Source organism: Enterococcus sp. FDAARGOS_553, from assembly GCF_003812305.1.
GTDB classification, from domain to species: domain Bacteria; phylum Bacillota; class Bacilli; order Lactobacillales; family Enterococcaceae; genus Enterococcus_D; species Enterococcus_D gallinarum.
Window position 1 is genome coordinate 1,394,369 of sequence record NZ_CP033740.1, and the last position, 19,616, is coordinate 1,413,984.

Annotated in this window: 18 protein-coding genes; 15 read left to right on the top strand and 3 right to left on the bottom strand. The window is 41.7% G+C overall.

Annotation, left to right across the window (positions count from 1 at the left end; genetic code table 11):
- Positions 1-6: 6 nt before the first annotated feature.
- The 8 genes from EGX73_RS07220 (at position 7) to EGX73_RS07255 (ending at position 7,327) form a co-directional block, all read left to right on the top strand.
- Positions 7-378, top strand: a complete 372-nt coding sequence (locus EGX73_RS07220; protein ID WP_003128565.1) for a type II toxin-antitoxin system PemK/MazF family toxin — start codon at positions 7-9, stop codon at positions 376-378.
- On the top strand, positions 375-674 hold the full coding sequence (locus EGX73_RS07225; RefSeq protein ID WP_003128567.1) for a hypothetical protein: 300 nt from the start codon (positions 375-377) through the stop codon (positions 672-674). Before EGX73_RS07220 ends, EGX73_RS07225 begins: the two co-directional genes overlap by 4 nt.
- Positions 675-984: 310 nt before the next feature.
- Positions 985-2,001, top strand: a complete 1,017-nt coding sequence (rlmN, locus tag EGX73_RS07230) for a 23S rRNA (adenine(2503)-C(2))-methyltransferase RlmN (protein WP_050762675.1) — start codon at positions 985-987, stop codon at positions 1,999-2,001.
- Positions 2,002-2,339: 338 nt separating this feature from the next.
- Complete coding sequence (locus tag EGX73_RS07235) at positions 2,340-3,023, top strand: DUF969 domain-containing protein (RefSeq protein WP_003128572.1); 684 nt, start codon at positions 2,340-2,342, stop codon at positions 3,021-3,023.
- On the top strand, positions 3,024-3,944 hold the full coding sequence (locus tag EGX73_RS07240) for a DUF979 domain-containing protein (RefSeq protein ID WP_003128573.1): 921 nt from the start codon (positions 3,024-3,026) through the stop codon (positions 3,942-3,944).
- A 30-nt stretch (positions 3,945-3,974) separates the two neighbouring features.
- A complete protein-coding gene (pcp, locus tag EGX73_RS07245; protein WP_003128574.1) occupies positions 3,975-4,622 on the top strand; it encodes a pyroglutamyl-peptidase I in 648 nt (215 codons plus the stop codon).
- A gap of 237 nt (positions 4,623-4,859) precedes the next feature.
- Positions 4,860-5,183: a hypothetical protein gene (locus EGX73_RS07250; protein WP_005472773.1), complete on the top strand. Its 324-nt coding sequence runs from the start codon at positions 4,860-4,862 to the stop codon at positions 5,181-5,183.
- Between the two features lie 482 nt (positions 5,184-5,665).
- Complete coding sequence (locus EGX73_RS07255) at positions 5,666-7,327, top strand: peptide ABC transporter substrate-binding protein (protein WP_003128576.1); 1,662 nt, start codon at positions 5,666-5,668, stop codon at positions 7,325-7,327.
- A gap of 232 nt (positions 7,328-7,559) precedes the next feature.
- Here EGX73_RS07255 and EGX73_RS07260 read toward each other — a convergent pair whose 3' ends face one another.
- Positions 7,560-7,895 (bottom strand): DUF3899 domain-containing protein, encoded by a 336-nt coding sequence (locus EGX73_RS07260; protein WP_003128577.1) that lies wholly within the window; start codon positions 7,893-7,895, stop codon positions 7,560-7,562.
- 82 nt (positions 7,896-7,977) lie between these two features.
- Here EGX73_RS07260 and opp3b point away from each other — a divergent pair, with 82 nt between their 5' ends.
- The 5 genes from opp3b to EGX73_RS07285 are packed head-to-tail and all read left to right on the top strand — an operon-like array spanning position 7,978 to position 13,012.
- Positions 7,978-8,919: an oligopeptide ABC transporter permease gene (gene opp3b / locus EGX73_RS07265; RefSeq protein WP_003128578.1), complete on the top strand. Its 942-nt coding sequence runs from the start codon at positions 7,978-7,980 to the stop codon at positions 8,917-8,919.
- On the top strand, positions 8,919-9,956 hold the full coding sequence (gene opp3C / locus EGX73_RS07270; RefSeq protein WP_003128579.1) for an oligopeptide ABC transporter permease: 1,038 nt from the start codon (positions 8,919-8,921) through the stop codon (positions 9,954-9,956). The genes opp3b and opp3C overlap by 1 nt, the downstream gene beginning before the upstream one ends.
- Positions 9,956-11,008: an ABC transporter ATP-binding protein gene (locus EGX73_RS07275; RefSeq protein WP_029487296.1), complete on the top strand. Its 1,053-nt coding sequence runs from the start codon at positions 9,956-9,958 to the stop codon at positions 11,006-11,008. Before opp3C ends, EGX73_RS07275 begins: the two co-directional genes overlap by 1 nt.
- A gap of 14 nt (positions 11,009-11,022) precedes the next feature.
- Positions 11,023-11,958, top strand: coding sequence for an ABC transporter ATP-binding protein (locus EGX73_RS07280; RefSeq protein WP_003128581.1), 936 nt, complete (start codon positions 11,023-11,025; stop codon positions 11,956-11,958).
- A 16-nt stretch (positions 11,959-11,974) separates the two neighbouring features.
- The gene (locus EGX73_RS07285; protein WP_003128583.1) at positions 11,975-13,012 is read left to right on the top strand and encodes an RNA-guided endonuclease TnpB family protein; all 1,038 of its coding nucleotides are present in this window, start codon (positions 11,975-11,977) and stop codon (positions 13,010-13,012) included.
- A gap of 198 nt (positions 13,013-13,210) precedes the next feature.
- Here the strand turns inward: EGX73_RS07285 and EGX73_RS07290 are convergent, their stop codons facing one another.
- Together EGX73_RS07290 and EGX73_RS07295 are read right to left on the bottom strand one after the other, a co-directional pair.
- Positions 13,211-14,041, bottom strand: coding sequence for an NUDIX hydrolase (locus EGX73_RS07290; RefSeq protein ID WP_003128584.1), 831 nt, complete (start codon positions 14,039-14,041; stop codon positions 13,211-13,213).
- Positions 14,042-14,086: 45 nt separating this feature from the next.
- Entirely contained in the window at positions 14,087-14,356 is a 270-nt protein-coding gene (locus tag EGX73_RS07295) for a hypothetical protein (RefSeq protein ID WP_005472766.1), read from the bottom strand.
- A 184-nt stretch (positions 14,357-14,540) separates the two neighbouring features.
- Here EGX73_RS07295 and metG point away from each other — a divergent pair, with 184 nt between their 5' ends.
- Both metG and EGX73_RS07305 read left to right on the top strand, forming a co-directional pair.
- A complete protein-coding gene (gene metG, locus EGX73_RS07300; RefSeq protein ID WP_003128586.1) occupies positions 14,541-16,547 on the top strand; it encodes a methionine--tRNA ligase in 2,007 nt (668 codons plus the stop codon).
- A 264-nt stretch (positions 16,548-16,811) separates the two neighbouring features.
- The gene (locus EGX73_RS07305; RefSeq protein ID WP_005472760.1) at positions 16,812-19,490 is read left to right on the top strand and encodes a cation-translocating P-type ATPase; all 2,679 of its coding nucleotides are present in this window, start codon (positions 16,812-16,814) and stop codon (positions 19,488-19,490) included.
- Positions 19,491-19,616 lie beyond the last annotated feature (126 nt).

The following is a 19,616-nucleotide window of genomic DNA, read 5'->3' on the forward strand; positions in this document are numbered from 1 at the left end:
GGTCCTATGGTAAAAAGGGGAGACATTTATTTTGCCGATCTGTCACCGGTCGTTGGATCGGAGCAAGGAGGGATTCGGCCAGTATTAGTGATTCAAAATGATTTAGGCAATCATTTTAGTCCAACGGTGATCATTGCCGCGATCACGGCTAAAATGGCTAAGCCAAAACTGCCGACCCATATTGGGATCTCAGCGACTTGTACAGGGATTGGTAAAGATTCAGTGATCTTGATGGAGCAGATTCGGACAATCGACAAAAGTCGACTAAAGGAGAAGGTTTGTCATCTAGATGAATCAATCATGTGTGAAGTCGATGCGGCATTAATGATCAGTGTGGGAGTCGAGACGGCTTATTCCACGTCGTCGATTCATTCATGATGCTAGGATATTTGTTATTAGCGGCAACACTGATACTATTTTTATTTTATACTTATCAACACTTGCGGCGCTTTTTACGGGAAACTAAAAAGAAACAAGAAGACGTTGAAAAAGGGTATTTTTTATTGAGCCATACATATGAAGATCAGGAAAAAGCAAGTTACTATGGTGTCTTTCAGCAAGGAGAAAAGACATTGACATTGGAGATGCCATTGCAGCTTTACCTGCACACAAGCCCACCGCAACGTGGCGAATTAGTCGCGAAAGATGGCAAAGTCATTGAATTCAATACGTGAATACAAAAAAACTTTCCATCACTATATGTGATACGTGAGGAAAGTTTTTTGCATTAGCAGGGAAAATTTTAGCAGAAACGATAAATTAGGAAAAAGAGCCCAGTGTCTAGAACAAGATCGTTCAGTCTTTTATCTTTTTTTATATTCTGAGATCAGAGTGTTGCATTCGTAATTCTGCTTTCAACAAGCCTCGGAGATGAGTTGCTTTATACGCAAAATTCAGTTATAGTATGTAGCGACTATTTTGAAAAGAGGAAGCAATGTGAAACCTTCAATTTATGGATTAACCAAAGAGTCCTTATCTTTGTGGATGACTGAGCAAGAAGAAAAGAAATTCCGCACGAATCAAGTGTGGGAATGGTTATATGAGAAACGAGTAGCGACATTTGAAGAAATGACCAATTTGCCTAAATCATTGGTAACTAAGTTAAATGAATCGTTTGTGATCAATCCTTTGAAACAAATCGTCTTACAAGAAGCCAGCGATGGCACAGTCAAATATTTGTTCCAGTTACCCGATAATCATATGATTGAGACCGTCTTAATGCGTCAGGAATATGGTATGTCAGTCTGTGTGACGACACAAGTCGGCTGTAATATCGGCTGTACATTTTGTGCGAGCGGTCTGCTAAAAAAACAACGAGACCTAACTGCTGGAGAAATTGTCGCTCAGATCATGCTGGTGCAACATTATTTCGATGAATTGAATGCTGGAGAACGTGTCTCCCATGTGGTGGTGATGGGAATCGGCGAGCCTTTTGACAATTACGAGAATGTCATGCAGTTTCTGCAGATTATCAATGATCCGAAAGGACTAGCGATTGGTGCGCGCCATATCACTGTTTCAACCAGTGGTTTAGCTCATAAAATCAAAGAGTTTGCTGAAAATGGCTTACAAGTGAACCTTGCGATTTCACTCCATGCTCCAAATAATGAAGTACGAACTTCGATGATGCGGATCAACCGCAGTTTCCCGATTGAAAAACTAATGGAAGCTATTGACTACTATTTGGAAAAAACCAATCGGCGAATCACGTTTGAATACATCATGCTGGATCATGTCAATGATCGACCAGAGCATGCGCGGCAATTGGTCGAATTGCTCAAGAATAAACGCAAGCTTTCTTATGTGAACTTGATTCCTTACAACCCTGTCAGTGAACATGATCAGTATGCTCGCAGTAAGAAAGAAGATGTTTTAGCATTTTATGACATCTTGAAGAAAAATGGTATCAACTGTGTGATTCGCAAAGAACATGGGACGGATATCGATGCAGCTTGCGGTCAGTTGCGCAGCAAACAGATGAAAAAGCAAGTCACTGCCTAGAAACAAATAAGTCTGACCATGAAGGCGGGAAAGTCGCTCATTGAACAGACTTTTATCAAAAAACGGTACAGGAGACCGTTTTTTCAAAATCAGAAAAGTAGGTGAACGGCACTCTTTGTTGACAGACCGCTGAAAAAGGCCAGCTCTGAGACAAAGACGGGTGCGGTTCCTGCTTTTGCTGATTTTTTTATTTCAGAAAAGAACTGTTTTGGATAACAACAAAGGAAAACGATTTCTCTGGATTTTTTCAAAATTCCGATACTCATGGCTTGAAAAATCGTCTATACTATAAGAATTGATAGAAATAAAAATAACACACATGATGAAAGGATGATTCCATGGAATGGATCAAATTGATTGGTATTTTGGTAATTCTTGTCGGCTTTTTGCTGAAACTCGACACGATCGCCGTTGTTCTGATCGCAGGATTAGCAACCGCATTAGTTTCGGGGATAGATTTTACTGATTTCTTATCAATGTTAGGAAAGGCATTTGTAGACAATCGTCTCGTGACCTTATTCCTACTCACACTACCAATGGTAGGAATCTCAGAACGCTTTGGATTGAAACAACAGGCCGTTGTTTTGATTGAAAAAATCAAAGGATTGACCCCAGGCAAGTTTTTAAGTTTGTATTTGTTTATTCGAGAACTAGCAGGTTTCTTCTCGATTCGGATCCAAGGACACACGCAATTTATTCGTCCAATCGTAAACCCAATGGCGCAAGCCGCAGCGGAGAACAAGTATGGCGAACTAGAAGAAGCAGATCAGGAAAAAATCAAAGCTCGGGCGGCAGCTAATGAGAACTACGGGAACTTTTTTGCCCAAAATACGTTTGTGGCGGCTTCGGGTGTTTTATTGATCACTGGAACGTTAAAATCATTGGGTTATGACGTAGCCGCCAGTGCAATCGCACAGGCTTCAATCCCTATCGCGCTGATCGTTTTAGTCATTGCTACCCTTTCAAATCTGGCTTTCGATCGCAAAATGTCTAAAAAATATGGCGAAAAGGAGGAAAAGTAAATGGAAGCAATCATCAATAATATTTTAGAATTCTTTTATATTTTGATCGGTCTCTTGTCAATCATGACTGCTGTTCGAGTCTTTAAAGATGCGACCCATCCAACACGACTGGGTACAGCAACATTTTGGCTTTTACTTGGTATCGTTTTTGCTTTCGGAAACTTTATTCCTTACATCATTGATGGGATCATCATTATTTGTATGGGCGTATTGACGTTCTTCAAGCAAGTTCGAATTGGTAAAATCGTGGATGTCGATGAACAAAAAGCAGAACAAGCCGCCGAAAGAATCGGCAGTAAGATTTTTATCCCTTGTATCTCACTAGCAGTCATCGCAGTTGCGATTTCCTACACACCTTTAGGCGGACAAGTTGGGATCGGGATCGCTTCTGTTTTGGCGTTGATTTTAGCAATGGTATTGACCTCTGCTAAACCAAAAACAGTGCTGGATGATTCCGATCGTATGTTCCAACAAGTCGGTACTGCTGGTATCTTGCCACAATTACTAGCGGCTCTAGGCGTGATTTTTAATGCTGCTGGTGTTGGAGAAGTGATCTCCCATGGTATTTCAGGTGTAGTACCCGAAGGCAATCGTTTGATTGGTGTGATTGCCTATTGTTTAGGCATGGTTTTATTTACAATGATCATGGGAAATGGCTTTGCGGCATTTACTGTCATTACTGCCGGAATCGGTGTCCCATTCGTAATCGCTCAAGGGGGAGATCCCGTTGTAGCAGGAGCACTGGCGATGACTGCCGGTTTTTGCGGAACATTGTTGACACCGATGGCAGCCAATTTCAATGCATTACCCGTCGCATTACTCGAGATGAAAAATTCGAATGCAGTAATCAAAACCCAAGCACCGATTGCCGTGCTGCTAATTGTGATCCATATCGGATTGATGTACTTTTGGGCATTTTAGTGGTAAAAAGGAATAGAAAGGATGATCAATATGAAATGTTTAGTCACAGGATTTGATCCATTTGGCGGAGAAGAAATCAACCCAGCGTTGGAAGCTGTTAAATTATTACCAGAAGAAATCAACGGAGCAAAGATAGTTAAATTAGAAATTCCTACTGTTTTCGGCAAATCAGCTGAAGTTGTACAAACTAAAATTGAAGAGATCCAACCTGATGTTGTTTTGAATATTGGACAAGCAGGCGGACGTTTTGCTATTTCACCTGAGCGAGTGGCGATCAATGTCGATGATGCACGTATTCCAGACAACGAAGGCAATCAACCAGTAGATGAAGCCATCCAGCCTCAAGGTCAACCTGCTTATTTCAGTCAGTTGCCGATCAAAGCAATGGTAGCTGCGATGAAAGAAGCCGGGATTCCTGCTGTTGTTTCAAATACTGCCGGTACATTTGTCTGCAACCACATCATGTATCAAGTACAATACATGATCGATACAAAATACCCAACGCTTAAAGGGGGCTTCATTCATGTCCCATTCGTTCCGGAGCAAGTTGTTGACAAGCCTGGTCAACCGGCTATGAGCTTACAAGATATTGCGAAAGGATTGGAAGCGGCAATCGGTGCGATTGTCGATTATCAAGGAAAAGAAGACATCAAAGCAATCGGGGGCGCCATTCATTAAGCGGCACGAACAGATTGTCAATTAAAACGAATTGATTTAACGATAGATAGATCAGACAACTAGGAATATAACTTGTAAGAGGATAGGTTGCTTGCGAGAATAGGCCGATGTTGTCTGATCTTATTTATTTCAAGTAACGAGCAAGTATGAAGCGCGGAAAGTCATTTATTCGTCTTTTTATCGATTTATTGATAGAATTCATCTAGTGGAACACGCGAAATGCGAAGGGGGCAAATCATGATCATTACTGAATTTGATAGAGAGAATTATATTTTACGTGATCAGCTGATCGACTTAGCCGTTCTAATTTATCCGTCTACCTATCAAAAAGAGCAGCGGACAGCAGAAGAATTACTGCAGCCGAATAAAGTTGTCATTGCAGCTATTGAAGGAGAGCAATTGGTCGGCTTTGTGAGTGCCTTCCAAAAAAGCGACACTATCTGGCAGCAAGAGATCAGCTTAGTTGATCCCCGACATCCAGATGAACAAATAGGTGAGCGTTTGACTGCCTTTTTGCGAGACGAAGTTGTTGCTGCTGGCGGAGAATGGCTAGTTTCTTAAGTCTTCTAGTTGAACATTGCTTGTCAAAACGGACACAGACAGTTATAGTGGCCAAGATGTTTCTTAAAACTAGTCAAGAGTTGGAACATAAGTTGAAACAAATGATATCCGAATGATCAAAAATGAAGGTCGCAAGAATCATCAAGATTAGCGACAAGACACGGCTGTAAAGTGAGTGTCTTTCATTGATTGTTCGGATATATGCTTGTTTTTTGTAACTTATGACACAACTCTTTTTGTTTTTTTTAAAAGAAAAAATGGTCTTTAAAATAAAAATGAGAAGAAGATGAAAGTAGCATATTTATTAGTTTTCTAGTAATATTTAGTAGAAATTCTTCAAAGTTATTGTCTTTTATCGTGTTTTTTAATGCTAAAAATTGTAAAAAAAGATTGCTTTTTTAATAATTATTAATTAAAATCTAATCTAACTTCAGAAAAGAGCGATTATTCTGAAAATTAAATCAATTAAGGAGTAGTTCAGGATGAAAAATAAATGGGCATATGGATTGGTTGCTGTGTGCGGCTTAGTTTTAGCAGGCTGTACCACAGGTGGTTCAAATAATTCAAGCAGCGGATCAGCTGCCAGCAGCGAAAGCAATGCGGAACAGGTATTCAATGTTGTGGTTCAACAAGAAATGCCAAGTGCCGATTTGTCCCTTGCGACAGATACAATCAGTTTCAGTGCGCTAAATAATGTATATGAGGGGTTGTACCGCTTAGACGCTGACAGCAAACCGCAGCCAGCTGGAGCAGCAGAAGAAGCAGAAGTCAGTGAAGATGGATTGACTTATAAGATCAAATTACGTGATGACGCAAAATGGTCAAATGGCGAACCTGTAACAGCAGCTGATTATGTCTATGGTTGGCAACGAACAGTCAAGCCTGAGACGGCTTCAGAGTATGCCTACTTGTACGCACCAGTAAAAAATGCGGAAGCTATCACAGCCGGAGAGAAAGATCCGTCTGAATTAGGAATCAAAGCAGTTGGCGATCATGAGTTAGAGATCACATTAGAAAAGGCCACTCCTTACTTTGACTACTTGCTGGCATTCCCATCTTTCTTTCCGCAAAGTCAAGCGGTTGTTGAAGAACACGGGGATCAATATGCGGCAACGAGCGACAATGCCGTTTATAATGGACCTTTTGTTCTTACCGGATTTGATGGACCAGGAACCGATACCGAATGGGCATACGAAAAGAATGATCAGTATTGGGATAAAGATACAGTGAAATTAGAAACTATCAATGTGAGTGTTGTTAAAGAATCAGCGACTGCATTGAACTTGTTCCAAGATGGTCAAGCTGATGATGTCATTCTTACAGGGGAACTTGCACAGCAAATGGCCAATGATGAAGCGTTTGTCTCTCAACCAGAAGCAACGACCTATTATTTTGAAGTCAATCAACGCGATGAAAAATCACCATTCCGCAATGAAAATTTACGTAAAGCAATTTCGTATGCCATTGATCGTGACGCTTTAGTGACATCGATTTTAGGGGACGGCTCAATTGCTTCGACAGGTCTAGTACCAGAAGGCATGACCTTTAGCCCATCCGACAATACTGATTTTACTAAATCAGCAGGCAGTGTTTTAGAATATGATGAGGCCAAAGCCAAAGAGCATTGGGAAAAAGCTAAAGAAGAATTGGGAATCGATTCTCTTGAATTTGATATCTTAGCCTCTGATACAGATTCTACGAAGAAAATCATTGAATATGTACAAGATACATTGCAAAAAACATTGGATGGTTTAACAGTAACGTTAAGCCCCGTACCATTCTCTGTTCGTTTGGATCGTTCCAACGCTGGAGACTTTGATATGTTGATGGGTGGTTGGGGAGCTGACTATGCAGATGCTAGCAGTTTTACAGACTTATTCACGACTGGCAACTCATATAACCGTGGTCAATGGAGCAATGAAGAGTATGATGCCTTGATTAAATCTGCAAGTACGACTAACGTCAATGACCCAGAAAAGCGTTGGGAAGATTTAGTCAATGCGGAAAAACTAATCATGAGTGAACAAGGAGTAATCCCAGTTTACCAAAAAGCAGAAGCTCATTTACGTGCACCAAATGTAAAAGGTGTCGTTGCTCATGCAGCAGGCGCACAATACGATTACAAGTGGACATCGATTGAATAACCACTTGAATGCCTAGCGGCTGGGACAGTAACTGGATACAAGATGACGATTATCGATGAATAGCTGGAATAACAGGCATAACAAAAATGGAGAAGCTGCTGCTTCTCCAAAATGCCAAGTGCTTCACTATTTGTCACGTATGGAAATCTTCTCTTGAATACAGTCTCAGCCGGCTTTTTTTTCTAAAGCAGAAAGGCAGTCGACAAAAGACACGAAACGATAGGTTACTAAATTAAAGAGTATTGATTAATAAAAAGAGCAAAGAAAGTAGCAGTAAAAAAATTCCTGGCCATAGCCAAAAGCCGTAGCTTTGTTTACCAACATCGGAGAGTTTAAGGTAATCGGTTTTATTTTTGGAAAAAGCTTTTTTCATTGAATATTGGAAATGATCAAAGAACCCAGAGGCAAAGACCCAAAGAAAACCGCCGATGATCAAGAAGAATAAAGCCCAAAGAAATAGTGCATCCGAGATAGTTGACAGGGTCAATTCCTTTTTGAAAAACAACCAGCTAATGGAAATAAGGGTACATATGAGGGCGATCAGCCCACTACTTTTTTTTATCCGCATAAGTTGACTCCTTTTTAATGATTCGTACTACTTAATTTACATAATTATTGATAAGAAGTCAAAATACCTAGGGGGAAGACGCGTGAACGGTTTTTTGAAATATTTATTGAAACGGATATTCTATATGGTATTGACCTTATGGTTGATTGCCACGATCACATTTTTCTTAATGCAATTTTTACCAGGAACACCTTATACCAATGCAGAAAAACTGAGTCCCGAACAGATTGCCTTATTGAATGAACAAGCAGGTTTAGATAAACCGATGATTACTCAATATGGGCTGTATTTGACGAATTTAGTTAAAGGCGACTTTGGGATTTCATTCCAATTCAAAAATCAACCGGTAGCGAATCTATTATCTGGTCGGATTGGTCCTTCTTTACAATTGGGGCTGCAGGCAATTATTTTTGGGACTTTTTTCGGTATCATTTTAGGGACGATCTCCGCTATGAAACAAAATACATGGATTGATACGACGTCAACGCTAGTAGCGATCTTGGGACGTTCGATTCCGAACTTTGTCTTTGCCGTTTTGCTGCAATACATTTTTGCCATCAAATTAGGTGTCTTGCCAATCGCCAAATGGGAAACTTTTGCAAGCACGATTTTGCCAACGATCGCATTAGCCATGTCGCCACTGGCAGACTCTGCCCGCTTTATTCGAACCGAGATGGTCGAGGTGCTCCACAGTGATTACGTTGAGTTGGCTCGTGCCAAAGGGCTGAGCCGCTGGGAGATCGCCTTCAAGCATGGTTTGCGGAACAGTTTGATCCCGCTGCTTACCTTGTTAGGACCTTTAGCCGTTGGATTGATGACGGGTTCATTGGTTGTTGAGAATATTTTTGCGATTCCGGGGATTGGCGAACAATTCGTAAAATCAATCATGACAAATGATTATCCAACAATCATGGCAGTCACGATTTTGTACTCTGCCATGTTAGTATTTGTGATTTTAGTGGTAGATATTTTGTATGGTATCGTTGATCCGCGTATCCGTGTGTCAGAAGGGAGCCGTGGCTAATGGAAGAGAAAACAATCAATCAAGTAGCTGCCATTGATGCAGCCAAATTTCAGCCGTTACAAAAAAATACCAAAGAAGAACGAGAAGCAATTGCTGCGCCATCGCTGACCTTTTTCCAAGATTCATGGCGCCGTCTGAAGAAAAACAAAGCAGCTGTATTTTCGATCGTACTATTGCTGATCATTATTGCAATCTCGATTATTACGATCTTTGTTTCTCCCCATGACCCTACTGCGCAAAACGTGAAGTTCACGAATCTGCCTCCCAAAATTCCCGGACTCAATCTCCCAGGATTAAATGGGTATGCAATGGTTGGTGGTGAATTGGTTGATAAATATGCTGCTGCCAATGTTCCAGAAGGCACTTACTATCTACTAGGAACCGACGGACTAGGACGGGATCTGTTGAGCCGTTTATTTGTCGGAACGAGAATCTCGCTATTGATTGCCTTTATTGCCGCTTTGCTAGATATCATCTTTGGCGTGACCTATGGATTGATTTCCGGTTTATTAGGGGGACGAGTGGATAATATCATGCAACGTTTCTTAGAGATCCTTTCTGGGATTCCGAATCTAGTGGTGATGATTTTGATGCTGGTCGTCTTCAAACCAGGAATCTTTTCGATCGTAGCTGCGATGGCTATCACCAACTGGATTCCAATGGCTCGGATTGTTCGCGCGCAAACAATGAAATTAAAAGATCAAGAGTTTGTGCTAGCTGCTACGACATTAGGTGAGAGCCGTATGAAGATTGCGATGAAGCATATCTTGCCGAATATTTCGAGTGTGATTATTGTCCAAATGATGTTCAGTATCCCATCAGCGATTTTCTTCGAGGCTTTTCTAAGTTTTATCGGTTTGGGCTTAAAGCCGCCTTCAGCATCGCTAGGGATGTTACTGAGCGACGGGTACAAGACCTTTTTATTCTTGCCTTACCAAATGTGGGTGCCGGCGGTTACGTTGTCGGTCATTATGATCGGATTCAACTTACTTGCTGATGGACTCCGTGATGCCTTCGATCCGAAAATGAAAGAGTGATTGCTATGGAAAAAGTGTTAGAAGTGAAAAATTTAGAGATCTCCTTTGATACCTTTGCAGGGAAAGTCCAAGCGATCCGCGATGTCAGTTTCGAACTATACAAAGGCGAAACACTAGCGATCGTTGGCGAATCCGGTAGTGGGAAATCAGTAACTACCCGCAGTATCATGGGATTATTAGCTAGTAACGCCAATATAGATAATGGAGAGATCCTATTCAATGGAACGGATATTCTCAAGAAATCTGAGAAAGAACTACAAAAGATTCGCGGAAAAGAAATTGCGATGATCTTCCAAGATCCCATGACTTCTCTGGACCCGACGATGCCCATCGGCAAACAAGTGGCCGAATCTTTGATGAAACATAACAAGCTTAGTAAAAAAGAAGGACTCCGACAAGCCTTGGATCTTTTGAATCTGGTAGGGATTCCGAATGCTGAGAAGCGTTTGAAAAATTATCCGCATCAATTTTCAGGGGGACAACGGCAACGGATCGTCATTGCCATCGCATTAATCTGTTATCCACAGATCCTGATTGCTGATGAGCCGACTACGGCACTGGATGTAACGATTCAAGCCCAAATCCTTGAGTTGTTGAAAGATATCCAACAAAAAATCAATTCATCGATCATTTTTATTACCCATGATTTAGGAGTAGTAGCAAATGTGGCAGATCGGGTAGCCGTCATGTATGGCGGCAAAATCGTAGAGGTGGGAACAGCAGAAGAAATATTCTATAATCCACAGCATCCTTACACTTGGGGGCTGTTAGGTTCCATGCCTACCTTGGAGGGGACGGGGGATCGTCTGTATGCGATTCCTGGCTCACCACCAGATTTGTTGGATCCGCCGACTGGGGATGCTTTTTATCCTAGAAATGAGTTTGCTTTGCAGATCGATGCCGAACAGCAACCCCCATTCTTTGATGTTTCACCGACCCATAAAGCAGCTACGTGGCTTTTAGCTCCGCAAGCACCTAAGGTTACCCCTCCGGATGAAATCTTGATTCGTTGGAAAAAATTCCAAGAAAAAACTAGACAGGCATCTGTATAAAGGAGGAGAACCCATTGGAGAAAGTGTTGCTTGAAGTAAAGAACTTAAAACAATATTTTAATGTCGGTCGCAAAGACGAAGTCAAGGCTGTAGATGATATCTCCTTTCAGATCTATGAAGGAGAAACCTTTGGACTAGTAGGAGAATCCGGTAGTGGGAAGTCAACGACTGGTCGAACGGTCATTCGACTGAATCATCCCACGGCAGGAGAAATCTTGTTTGATGGACAAGATGTCATGAAAATCAAAGGCAAAAAAGATTTAGCTGATTTCCGTCGAGAAGTACAAATGGTTTTCCAAGATCCGTATGCATCATTGAATCCTCGAATGAAAGTTCGCGATATCATTGCTGAAGGGATCGATATCAACGGATTGGCAAAAAACGAAAAGGAACGCAACCAGCGCGTAGATGATTTGTTGAAAACTGTTGGTTTAAACCCAAGTCATGGAACTCGCTATCCCCACGAATTTTCCGGAGGACAGCGGCAACGGATTGGGATTGCCCGAGCACTAGCGGTAGATCCCAAGTTCATCATCTGTGATGAACCGATTTCGGCTCTGGATGTTTCGATTCAGGCCCAAATCGTCAATTTGCTGCAAGATTTACAGCAAGAACATAAGCTGACTTATCTATTCATTGCCCATGACCTATCAATGGTCAAACATATCAGCGATCGCATCGGTGTGATGCATAATGGTAAACTTTTGGAAGTAGGTTCTAGTGATGAAATCTATCATTATGGGGTCCATCCGTACACAGAGAGTCTCTTGTCGGCGATTCCACTGCCAGACCCAGATCATGAACGAGAACGGAAGCGCATCAAATACGTCAGCGAACCAACAGATGACAAGCCTCGTGCCATGGAAGAAATCGCAGAGGGGCATTTTATTTATGCTACGAAGGAAGAAGCGGCACAGTATCAGAAAAAATTGGCACAAAAAAAGGGGTAGACCTGTTTAGGAGGAGATGAAACTGAGTGTTTTAAAAGCATACAAATTTCGGATCTATCCTACAGAGGAACAAAAGCAGTTCTTTATCCAAACGTTTGGTTGCGTACGCTTCACCTATAATCAATTGCTAAAAGCAAAGATGGAAGAACTTACTACAAATGCAGAAAAAGAAAAACTAACACCTGCAAAATTAAAAAAAGAGTATCCTTTTTTAAAAGAGACCGACAGTTTGGCACTGGCCAACGCCCAGCGCAATTTGGAACGGGCTTTTCGCAACTATTTTCAAAAGCGAGCAGGCTTTCCTAAACTGAAGACGAAAAAGAATATTTGGCAATCGTATACGACAAACAATCAACAACATACGATCTACTTGGTCGATGATCAGTTGAAATTGCCTAAATTGAAATCATTCGTTGCAGTCAAGCGTCATCGGCCAATCAATGGTCAGATTAAATCGGCGACGATTTCTGCAAGAAACAATACTGAATTTTATATTTCGATTCTTTGCATCGAAGAAATTCAGCCCTTGCCGAAGAACCAACGAAAGATTGCCTTGGTTTATCATCCAGAAGTGTTGGTAGAGGCCAATGCACAGTTACCCTTTATCAGTACCAATGCCATCAAATCTCAACAAAGGCTGGCCCGTGCAGAACGAAAACTAAATGTGAAAGCAAAAGCTGTCAAACGAAAAAAAATGGTGCTTAGTCATGCTCGTAATTATCAAAAACAAAAAGGAAAAGTTTCTCAGCTATATCGAGCGCATCGTGATCAAAAAAAAGAATACATCGATCAAGTAACCTTTCATCTGGTCAAACAATACGATACGATTTTTTTGGAACGGCTGATCGATGAGACTTGTAGATCTACAGGGAATTTTTCAGTCAGCGACTGGCATCAGTTTATTCGTAAAATCACGTACAAAGCAGAGTGGTACGGCAAAGAAGTCCGATTTATTTCTTTGTCGGCCAAAGAGTGTCAAAAAATGACGCAAATGTTGCGTGTAATCGAAAGTGAAACGAACTGGGAGGAGCGCCAGGGATCGCCTAGGGGATAGAAAAAATCTTTGGATTTTTGTTTCTAGGAATTCTGCTCACTAATTATGATTAACCAGCGAAGAGGCTGTGACGTCAGGCAAAACAAAAAATACCCAAACGATACACAAACCCACAGACGCTGGCTTTATGCTCAGCTGAAAGTGATTCGTCTATCGTTTCGGTTCTTGTTTGCTTGTGTTGCAGCCTCTTTGCACGGCCTACATTTTGTCGCCAAGCACATCAGCATTCAATTCATAGATTTTCGAAGGTCGTCCAATACCGACGGGCTTTTCACCGATTTCCGTGAAATATTGAAGCATGGCTTTTTTGAAATTTGAATGGTCAATCAATTTAAAATCGATCCCCAAAAATTTAGCGAAGACTTTACGTGCTTCAGTGATCGTGAAGTTTTCGCCGAGAACCAGCAGTACTTGTGGTTCGTGTTCCATTTTGTTTGCCACTCGTTCAAATGCTTTCAAAATAATCGCGCTATGGTCAAAAGCCAATGTATCCTTACCGACAGATTGTCCCGAGACTAGGTCCAAGATAATCTCAACATCGCCACTAGATAAAAAGATTTGGTTCGCCTTTCTCTCTAATGAAAACCAGCGGACTTGATTGGCATCATCCCCAGCGCTCAAAGGTTCTTCGCCGATAAAAGCGAGATAACTGACCGTAATGACCCAGCCCCGCGGGTCTCGCCCTGGCGTGCTGAAGGTATGGAGTTGTTCGATGTTTTGCTTTGAGATGGTTACGCCGATCTCTTCTTGCGTCTCGCGAATGACACTTTGACCAGTTGACTCATTCGGATTGACGAAACCACCCGGTAAAGCCCAAGAATTTCGAAAGGGATGCCCTTTTCGCTGAATCAGTGCAATCTTCAGTTCTTCTTCTTCTTTGTTGTAACACATCAAGACCATATCGACTGTCACAGAAGGCTTCTCATATTTTGGCTGGTCCTGACTGCGATACCAAGTTAAAAATTCTGCTTCAGAAGCTTCTTTTTCATAATACTCTTTTTCTGCTGTTTTTGAGGTGAATTCTTTCATTCCTGTCTCCTACTCCTGATATGATGAAATAATAATGATGATGGATTAGTTAAAAAAATAGGGAAAAATCAAATTGATAAAAAAGAGTGCTAAATAGAAGAATGCCGCTTTTTGTGTGTGCTTCATGGCTAAATATCCCCACACAGCGATCCATAGCAGGAACCCATAACGAAGCAATGATGTGATGACCACAAAGAAGCTAGCTAGATTTTGCCCATTGAAATAGCCGTAAAAATACAAATAAAAACTAGAAAAAATCAAATGGATGATCGTTAAAACAGCTAAGATCATGAAGCGCTGTTGTTGTTTTTTCAAGCGAAAAACCCTCTCTTTCAAACGTTCATTCCTATTATAGCAAAAAAACAGCTCATAAACCAAAAGGAGCTGATAGTAAAATCATCTCATCAATTTGGGCAAAAGAAAAAAGGAAAAACTCACAGAAAATTATGGTATACTACCTTAGTATACACTTTACAGGTGAAAAGGAGGACGTACGCCCATGGCTGAAAAAGAAACATTTTATATTACGACGCCAATCTATTATCCAAGCGGCAAATTGCATATCGGAAATTCTTATACAACGATAGCTTGCGACGCAGTAGCACGTTATAAACGTCTAATGGGCTTTGATGTGTTTTATTTGACTGGTGTTGATGAACACGGGCAAAAAATCGAAAAAAAAGCGGAAGAACTAGGTGTTGATCCACAAGAATATGTAGATAAAATGGCTGCCGATGTCAAAAAATTGTGGAAAACATTGGACATCAGCTACGATAAATTTATCCGGACAACGGACGACTATCACAAAAAGGCAGTCCAAAAAATCTTTCAACAATTATTGGACCAAGGAGATATTTATCTTGGCGAGTATGAAGGCTGGTACTCTGTCTCTGATGAAGAATACTTCACAGAAACGCAATTGGCAGAAGTTTATCGTGATGAAGAAGGACATGTGATCGGTGGGAAAGCACCAAGCGGCCACGAAGTAGAATTAGTAAAAGAGTCTTCGTACTTCTTCCGCATGAGCAAGTATGCAGATCGTCTGGTGCAATATTATGATGAGCACCCAGAATTTATCCAACCTGAATCCCGTAAGAATGAAATGATCAATAATTTCATCAAGCCAGGTTTAGAAGATTTAGCTGTCTCCAGAACAACTTTCAAGTGGGGGATTCCAGTAACGGCGAGTCCTGAACATGTGGTCTATGTTTGGATCGATGCTTTATCAAACTATATTACAGCACTAGGCTATGGTTCCGATGACGATTCATTGTTCCAAAAATACTGGCCGGCAGATGTTCATATGGTTGGAAAAGAAATCGTTCGTTTCCATACGATCTATTGGCCAATCATGCTGATGGCATTAGATTTGCCATTGCCTAAAAAAATCTTCGGTCATGGTTGGCTGATGATGAAAGACGGCAAAATGTCGAAATCTAAAGGCAATGTCGTTTATCCAGAGATGCTTGTTGAGCGCTATAGCTTGGATGCTTTGCGCTACTACTTGCTGCGGGCAGTGCCTTTTGGCAGTGACGGCGTTTTTACACCAGAAGACTTTGTTTCTCGGGTAAACTATGATCTAGCCAATGACCTGGGTAATCTATTAAACCGCACTATCGCTATGATCAATAAGTATTGTGAAGGAATCGTTCCTAAATATGCCTCAAAAGTAACTCCTTACGATAGTGAGTTGTCGACAACCGCAGCCAACGTCGTAGGTCGCTACCATGAAGCAATGGACAAGATGGAATTCAGTACTGCATTGTCGGAAGTATGGACGTTGATCTCTCGTGCCAACAAATACATCGATGAAACACAACCGTGGGTATTGGCCAAAGATCCTGAGAAAAAAGCAGAATTAGACAGTGTGATGGTCCATCTTGCAGAAAGCTTGCGAATCGTAGCAATCTTGCTGCAACCGATCATGACCGAAACACCGGCAAATATTTTCCATCAGTTAGGCTTAACTTCAGAAGCCATGGACTTGAAAGACTTGCGGTTCGGTGAATTTCCTAGTGATACCAAAGTAGTGGCTAAAGGAACGCCAATCTTCCCTCGTTTGGAATTAGAGACGGAAGTCGCTTACATCCAGAAGAAAATGGCGGAAGGAACGCAAAGCACTGCTGAAACAGTCAAATGGAACCCAGAAGAAACGGTTCTTGCTTCTGAAAAAACAGAGATCAAATACGATGATTTCGACAAGATCGAATTGAAAGTAGCTGAAGTGATCGACTGTCAAAAAGTCAAAGGAGCAGATAAACTGCTTCAATTTCGCTTAGCTGCGGGTGATGATCAAGATCGACAAATCTTGTCAGGAATCGCTGAGTTTTATCCAGAGCCGCAAGATTTGATTGGTAAGAAAGTCGTAATCGTAGCGAATCTGAAACCACGTAAGATGCGGGGGCAAATCAGTCAAGGGATGATCCTTTCCGCGGAAGATACCGAAGGACGATTAAAAATTGTTGAAGCTCCAAAGGGAATGCCTAACGGATCAATCATTGCCTAAGCGAGACAGTATTTAATCATTTCTGTTCTTTTTTCAGAAAATGAAATTGCAACTGAATGAAACATTTTGTATAATGGTCTTTATTGAGATGATCATGAGGGAGTAACTGGCAGCTTATCGTTGCGGCAACATCACCATCCTGAAAGAAATTTCTGGTGTTGCCTTAAATAGTGAGACTCGTGTATGTGTTTTAGTGCATACATGAGTCTATTTTTTTTCATTTCATGTACAATAAAGAAGGAAGAAGAATAAAGGAGGAAAAACATGTCTGAAGAGAATAAAAAAGAGCAACTCTCGCAAGCTTTTTATGCACAAGAAGCTGAGGCTGTTCTGAAAGAGCTGCAAACCGATGCCAACGGTTTGACAAATGACGAAGCCAAAAGTCGTCTGTCACAATATGGCGCCAATGAATTAGAAGAAGGTAAGAAAAAATCGATGGCTCAAAAATTCTTTGAACAATTCAAAGATTTGATGATCATCGTCTTGTTAGCCGCTGCGATCATTTCTGCTGTCGTGTCACATGAAATCGTCGATTCAATCATTATTTTAGCCGTTGTTATTATCAATGCGATCATGGGCGTGGTTCAAGAAGCGAAGGCCGAACAAGCCATCGAAGCGTTGCGGGAAATGTCGACGCCCAATGCCAATGTGTTACGAAATGGGCATACGGTGACGATCAAAAGCGATGAACTGGTTCCCGGAGATATCGTTCTTTTAGAAGCCGGCGATGTGGTACCAGCTGATTTACGCTTATTAGAAGCTAGTTCTCTGAAAATCGAAGAAGCGGCATTAACTGGTGAATCGGTACCCGTAGAAAAAGAATTGACTGTGATCGATGCAACAGATGTTGGGATCGGTGATCGTGTCAATATGGCTTACTCCAACAGTAATGTGACTTATGGACGGGGAAAAGGGGTCGTTGTCAATACAGGGATGGCGACAGAAGTCGGTAAGATCGCTGGTATGTTAGCAAGAGCCGAAGAAACGGAAACGCCGTTGAAACGTAACTTGAATGAACTTGGTAAATTCTTGACGATCGCCATCATCGTGATCGCCGTAATTATGTTCTTTGTTGGTACGATCTTCAATAATACTTCTTGGGTCGACATGTTGCTGACATCAATCTCTCTTGCGGTTGCTGCGATTCCAGAAGGATTGCCAGCGATCGTAACGATCATCTTAGCACTAGGCACGCAAGTCATGGCCAAACGAAACGCTGTTATTCGTAAATTACCGGCAGTAGAAACATTGGGTGCGACAGACATCATCGCATCAGATAAAACAGGTACATTGACACTAAACCAAATGACAGTTGAAAAACTTTATGTCAATGACAAGCAACATGCTGCTTCTGAAGACATTCCATTGGATACAATGGCTCTGAAAGTCATGAACTTCGCGAATGATACTAAGTTCGGTGAGGAAGGCAACTTGATTGGTGATCCTACTGAAACAGCACTTGTTCAATTCGGGATGGATCAAGGCTTCCACGTGAAAGATCAAGTGAGTGCAGAACCTCGTGTAGCGGATCTGCCATTTGATTCGGATCGTAAATTGATGAGTACGATCCATGAACAAGAAGATGGTCGTTACTTAGTTGCAGTGAAAGGCGCGCCAGATGTCTTATTGGGACGTGCGTCAAAAGTCTTGTTGAACGGACAAGAAGTACCAATGACTGAAGAAGAAAAACAAAAAATCTTGTTCAACAATACAGATATGGCCAAACAAGCGCTTCGTGTCTTGGGAATGGCATACAAGTATGTAGATGCAGTACCAGAAAACTTGGAATCAGAAATCGTAGAAAATGATCTAGTCTTTGCTGGTCTTGTAGGGATGATCGACCCTGAACGGGCTGAAGCAGCCGATGCTGTGCGAGTAGCTAAAGAAGCTGGTATTCGTCCAATCATGATCACAGGAGACCACCGAGACACAGCAGAAGCAATCGCTGGACGTCTAGGAATCATCAAGCCTGGTGATGACGCAGCTGTATTGACGGGTGCTGAATTGAACAAAATGAGTGATGAAGAGTTTGCACAAAAAGTGACTCATTACTCGGTTTATGCACGGGTTTCACCTGAACATAAAGTTCGGATCGTGAAAGCATGGCAACATGAAGGCAAAGTCGTCGCTATGACAGGTGATGGTGTCAATGATGCGCCAGCACTGAAACAAGCTGATATCGGTGTTGGTATGGGAATCACTGGGACTGAAGTATCTAAGGGTGCTTCGGATATGGTTCTGGCTGATGACAACTTCGCAACGATCGTTGTTGCTGTTGAAGAAGGACGCAAAGTTTTCTCAAACATCCAAAAAGCAATCCAATATTTGTTAGCGGCTAACTTAGGTGAAGTTTTGACATTGTTCTTAGCTACCTTATGGGGCTGGGATACACTGTTGCCGATCCATCTGTTGTGGATCAACCTTGTAACAGATACTTTCCCTGCAATCGCATTGGGAATGGAGCCAGCTGAAAAAGATTTGATGAAGCATGCCCCTCGTGGCCGGAATTCGAACTTCTTCTCTGGTGGAGTCATGAGCAGTATCATCTATCAAGGGATCTTGGAAGCTGCAACGGTATTGTTCGTCTATTGGTCAGCAATTCAATGGCCGGTACACGATACCTATGATGCAATCCATGCGGATGCATTGACAATGGCGTTTGCTACACTAGGATTGATGCAACTGTTCCATGCCTTTAACGTTAAGTCTGTTTACCAATCATTATTCAAAGTGGGACCTTTCCGTAACAAAACCTTTAACTGGGCAATCTTGCTTTCCTTTGCATTGATGATGGTCATCATTGTTGTTCCTGGATTAAATGACATCTTCCGAGTGGCTCATTTAGATCTCTATCAATGGGGAATCGTTCTAGGTGCATCCTTCGCGATCATCCCGATCGTTGAGATCGTTAAAGCTGTCCAACGTGCAATGGGCAAAAAATAAGCAGTCTCTAAATTTATTCCGCAGGCAGAGTATTCTGACTGCGGTTTTTGTTCACACCAATCGTCGTAAATGAATAATAGGGGCGAATGAACAATCTGCTTTTGCCGACCTTTTCATTTTTGGCAA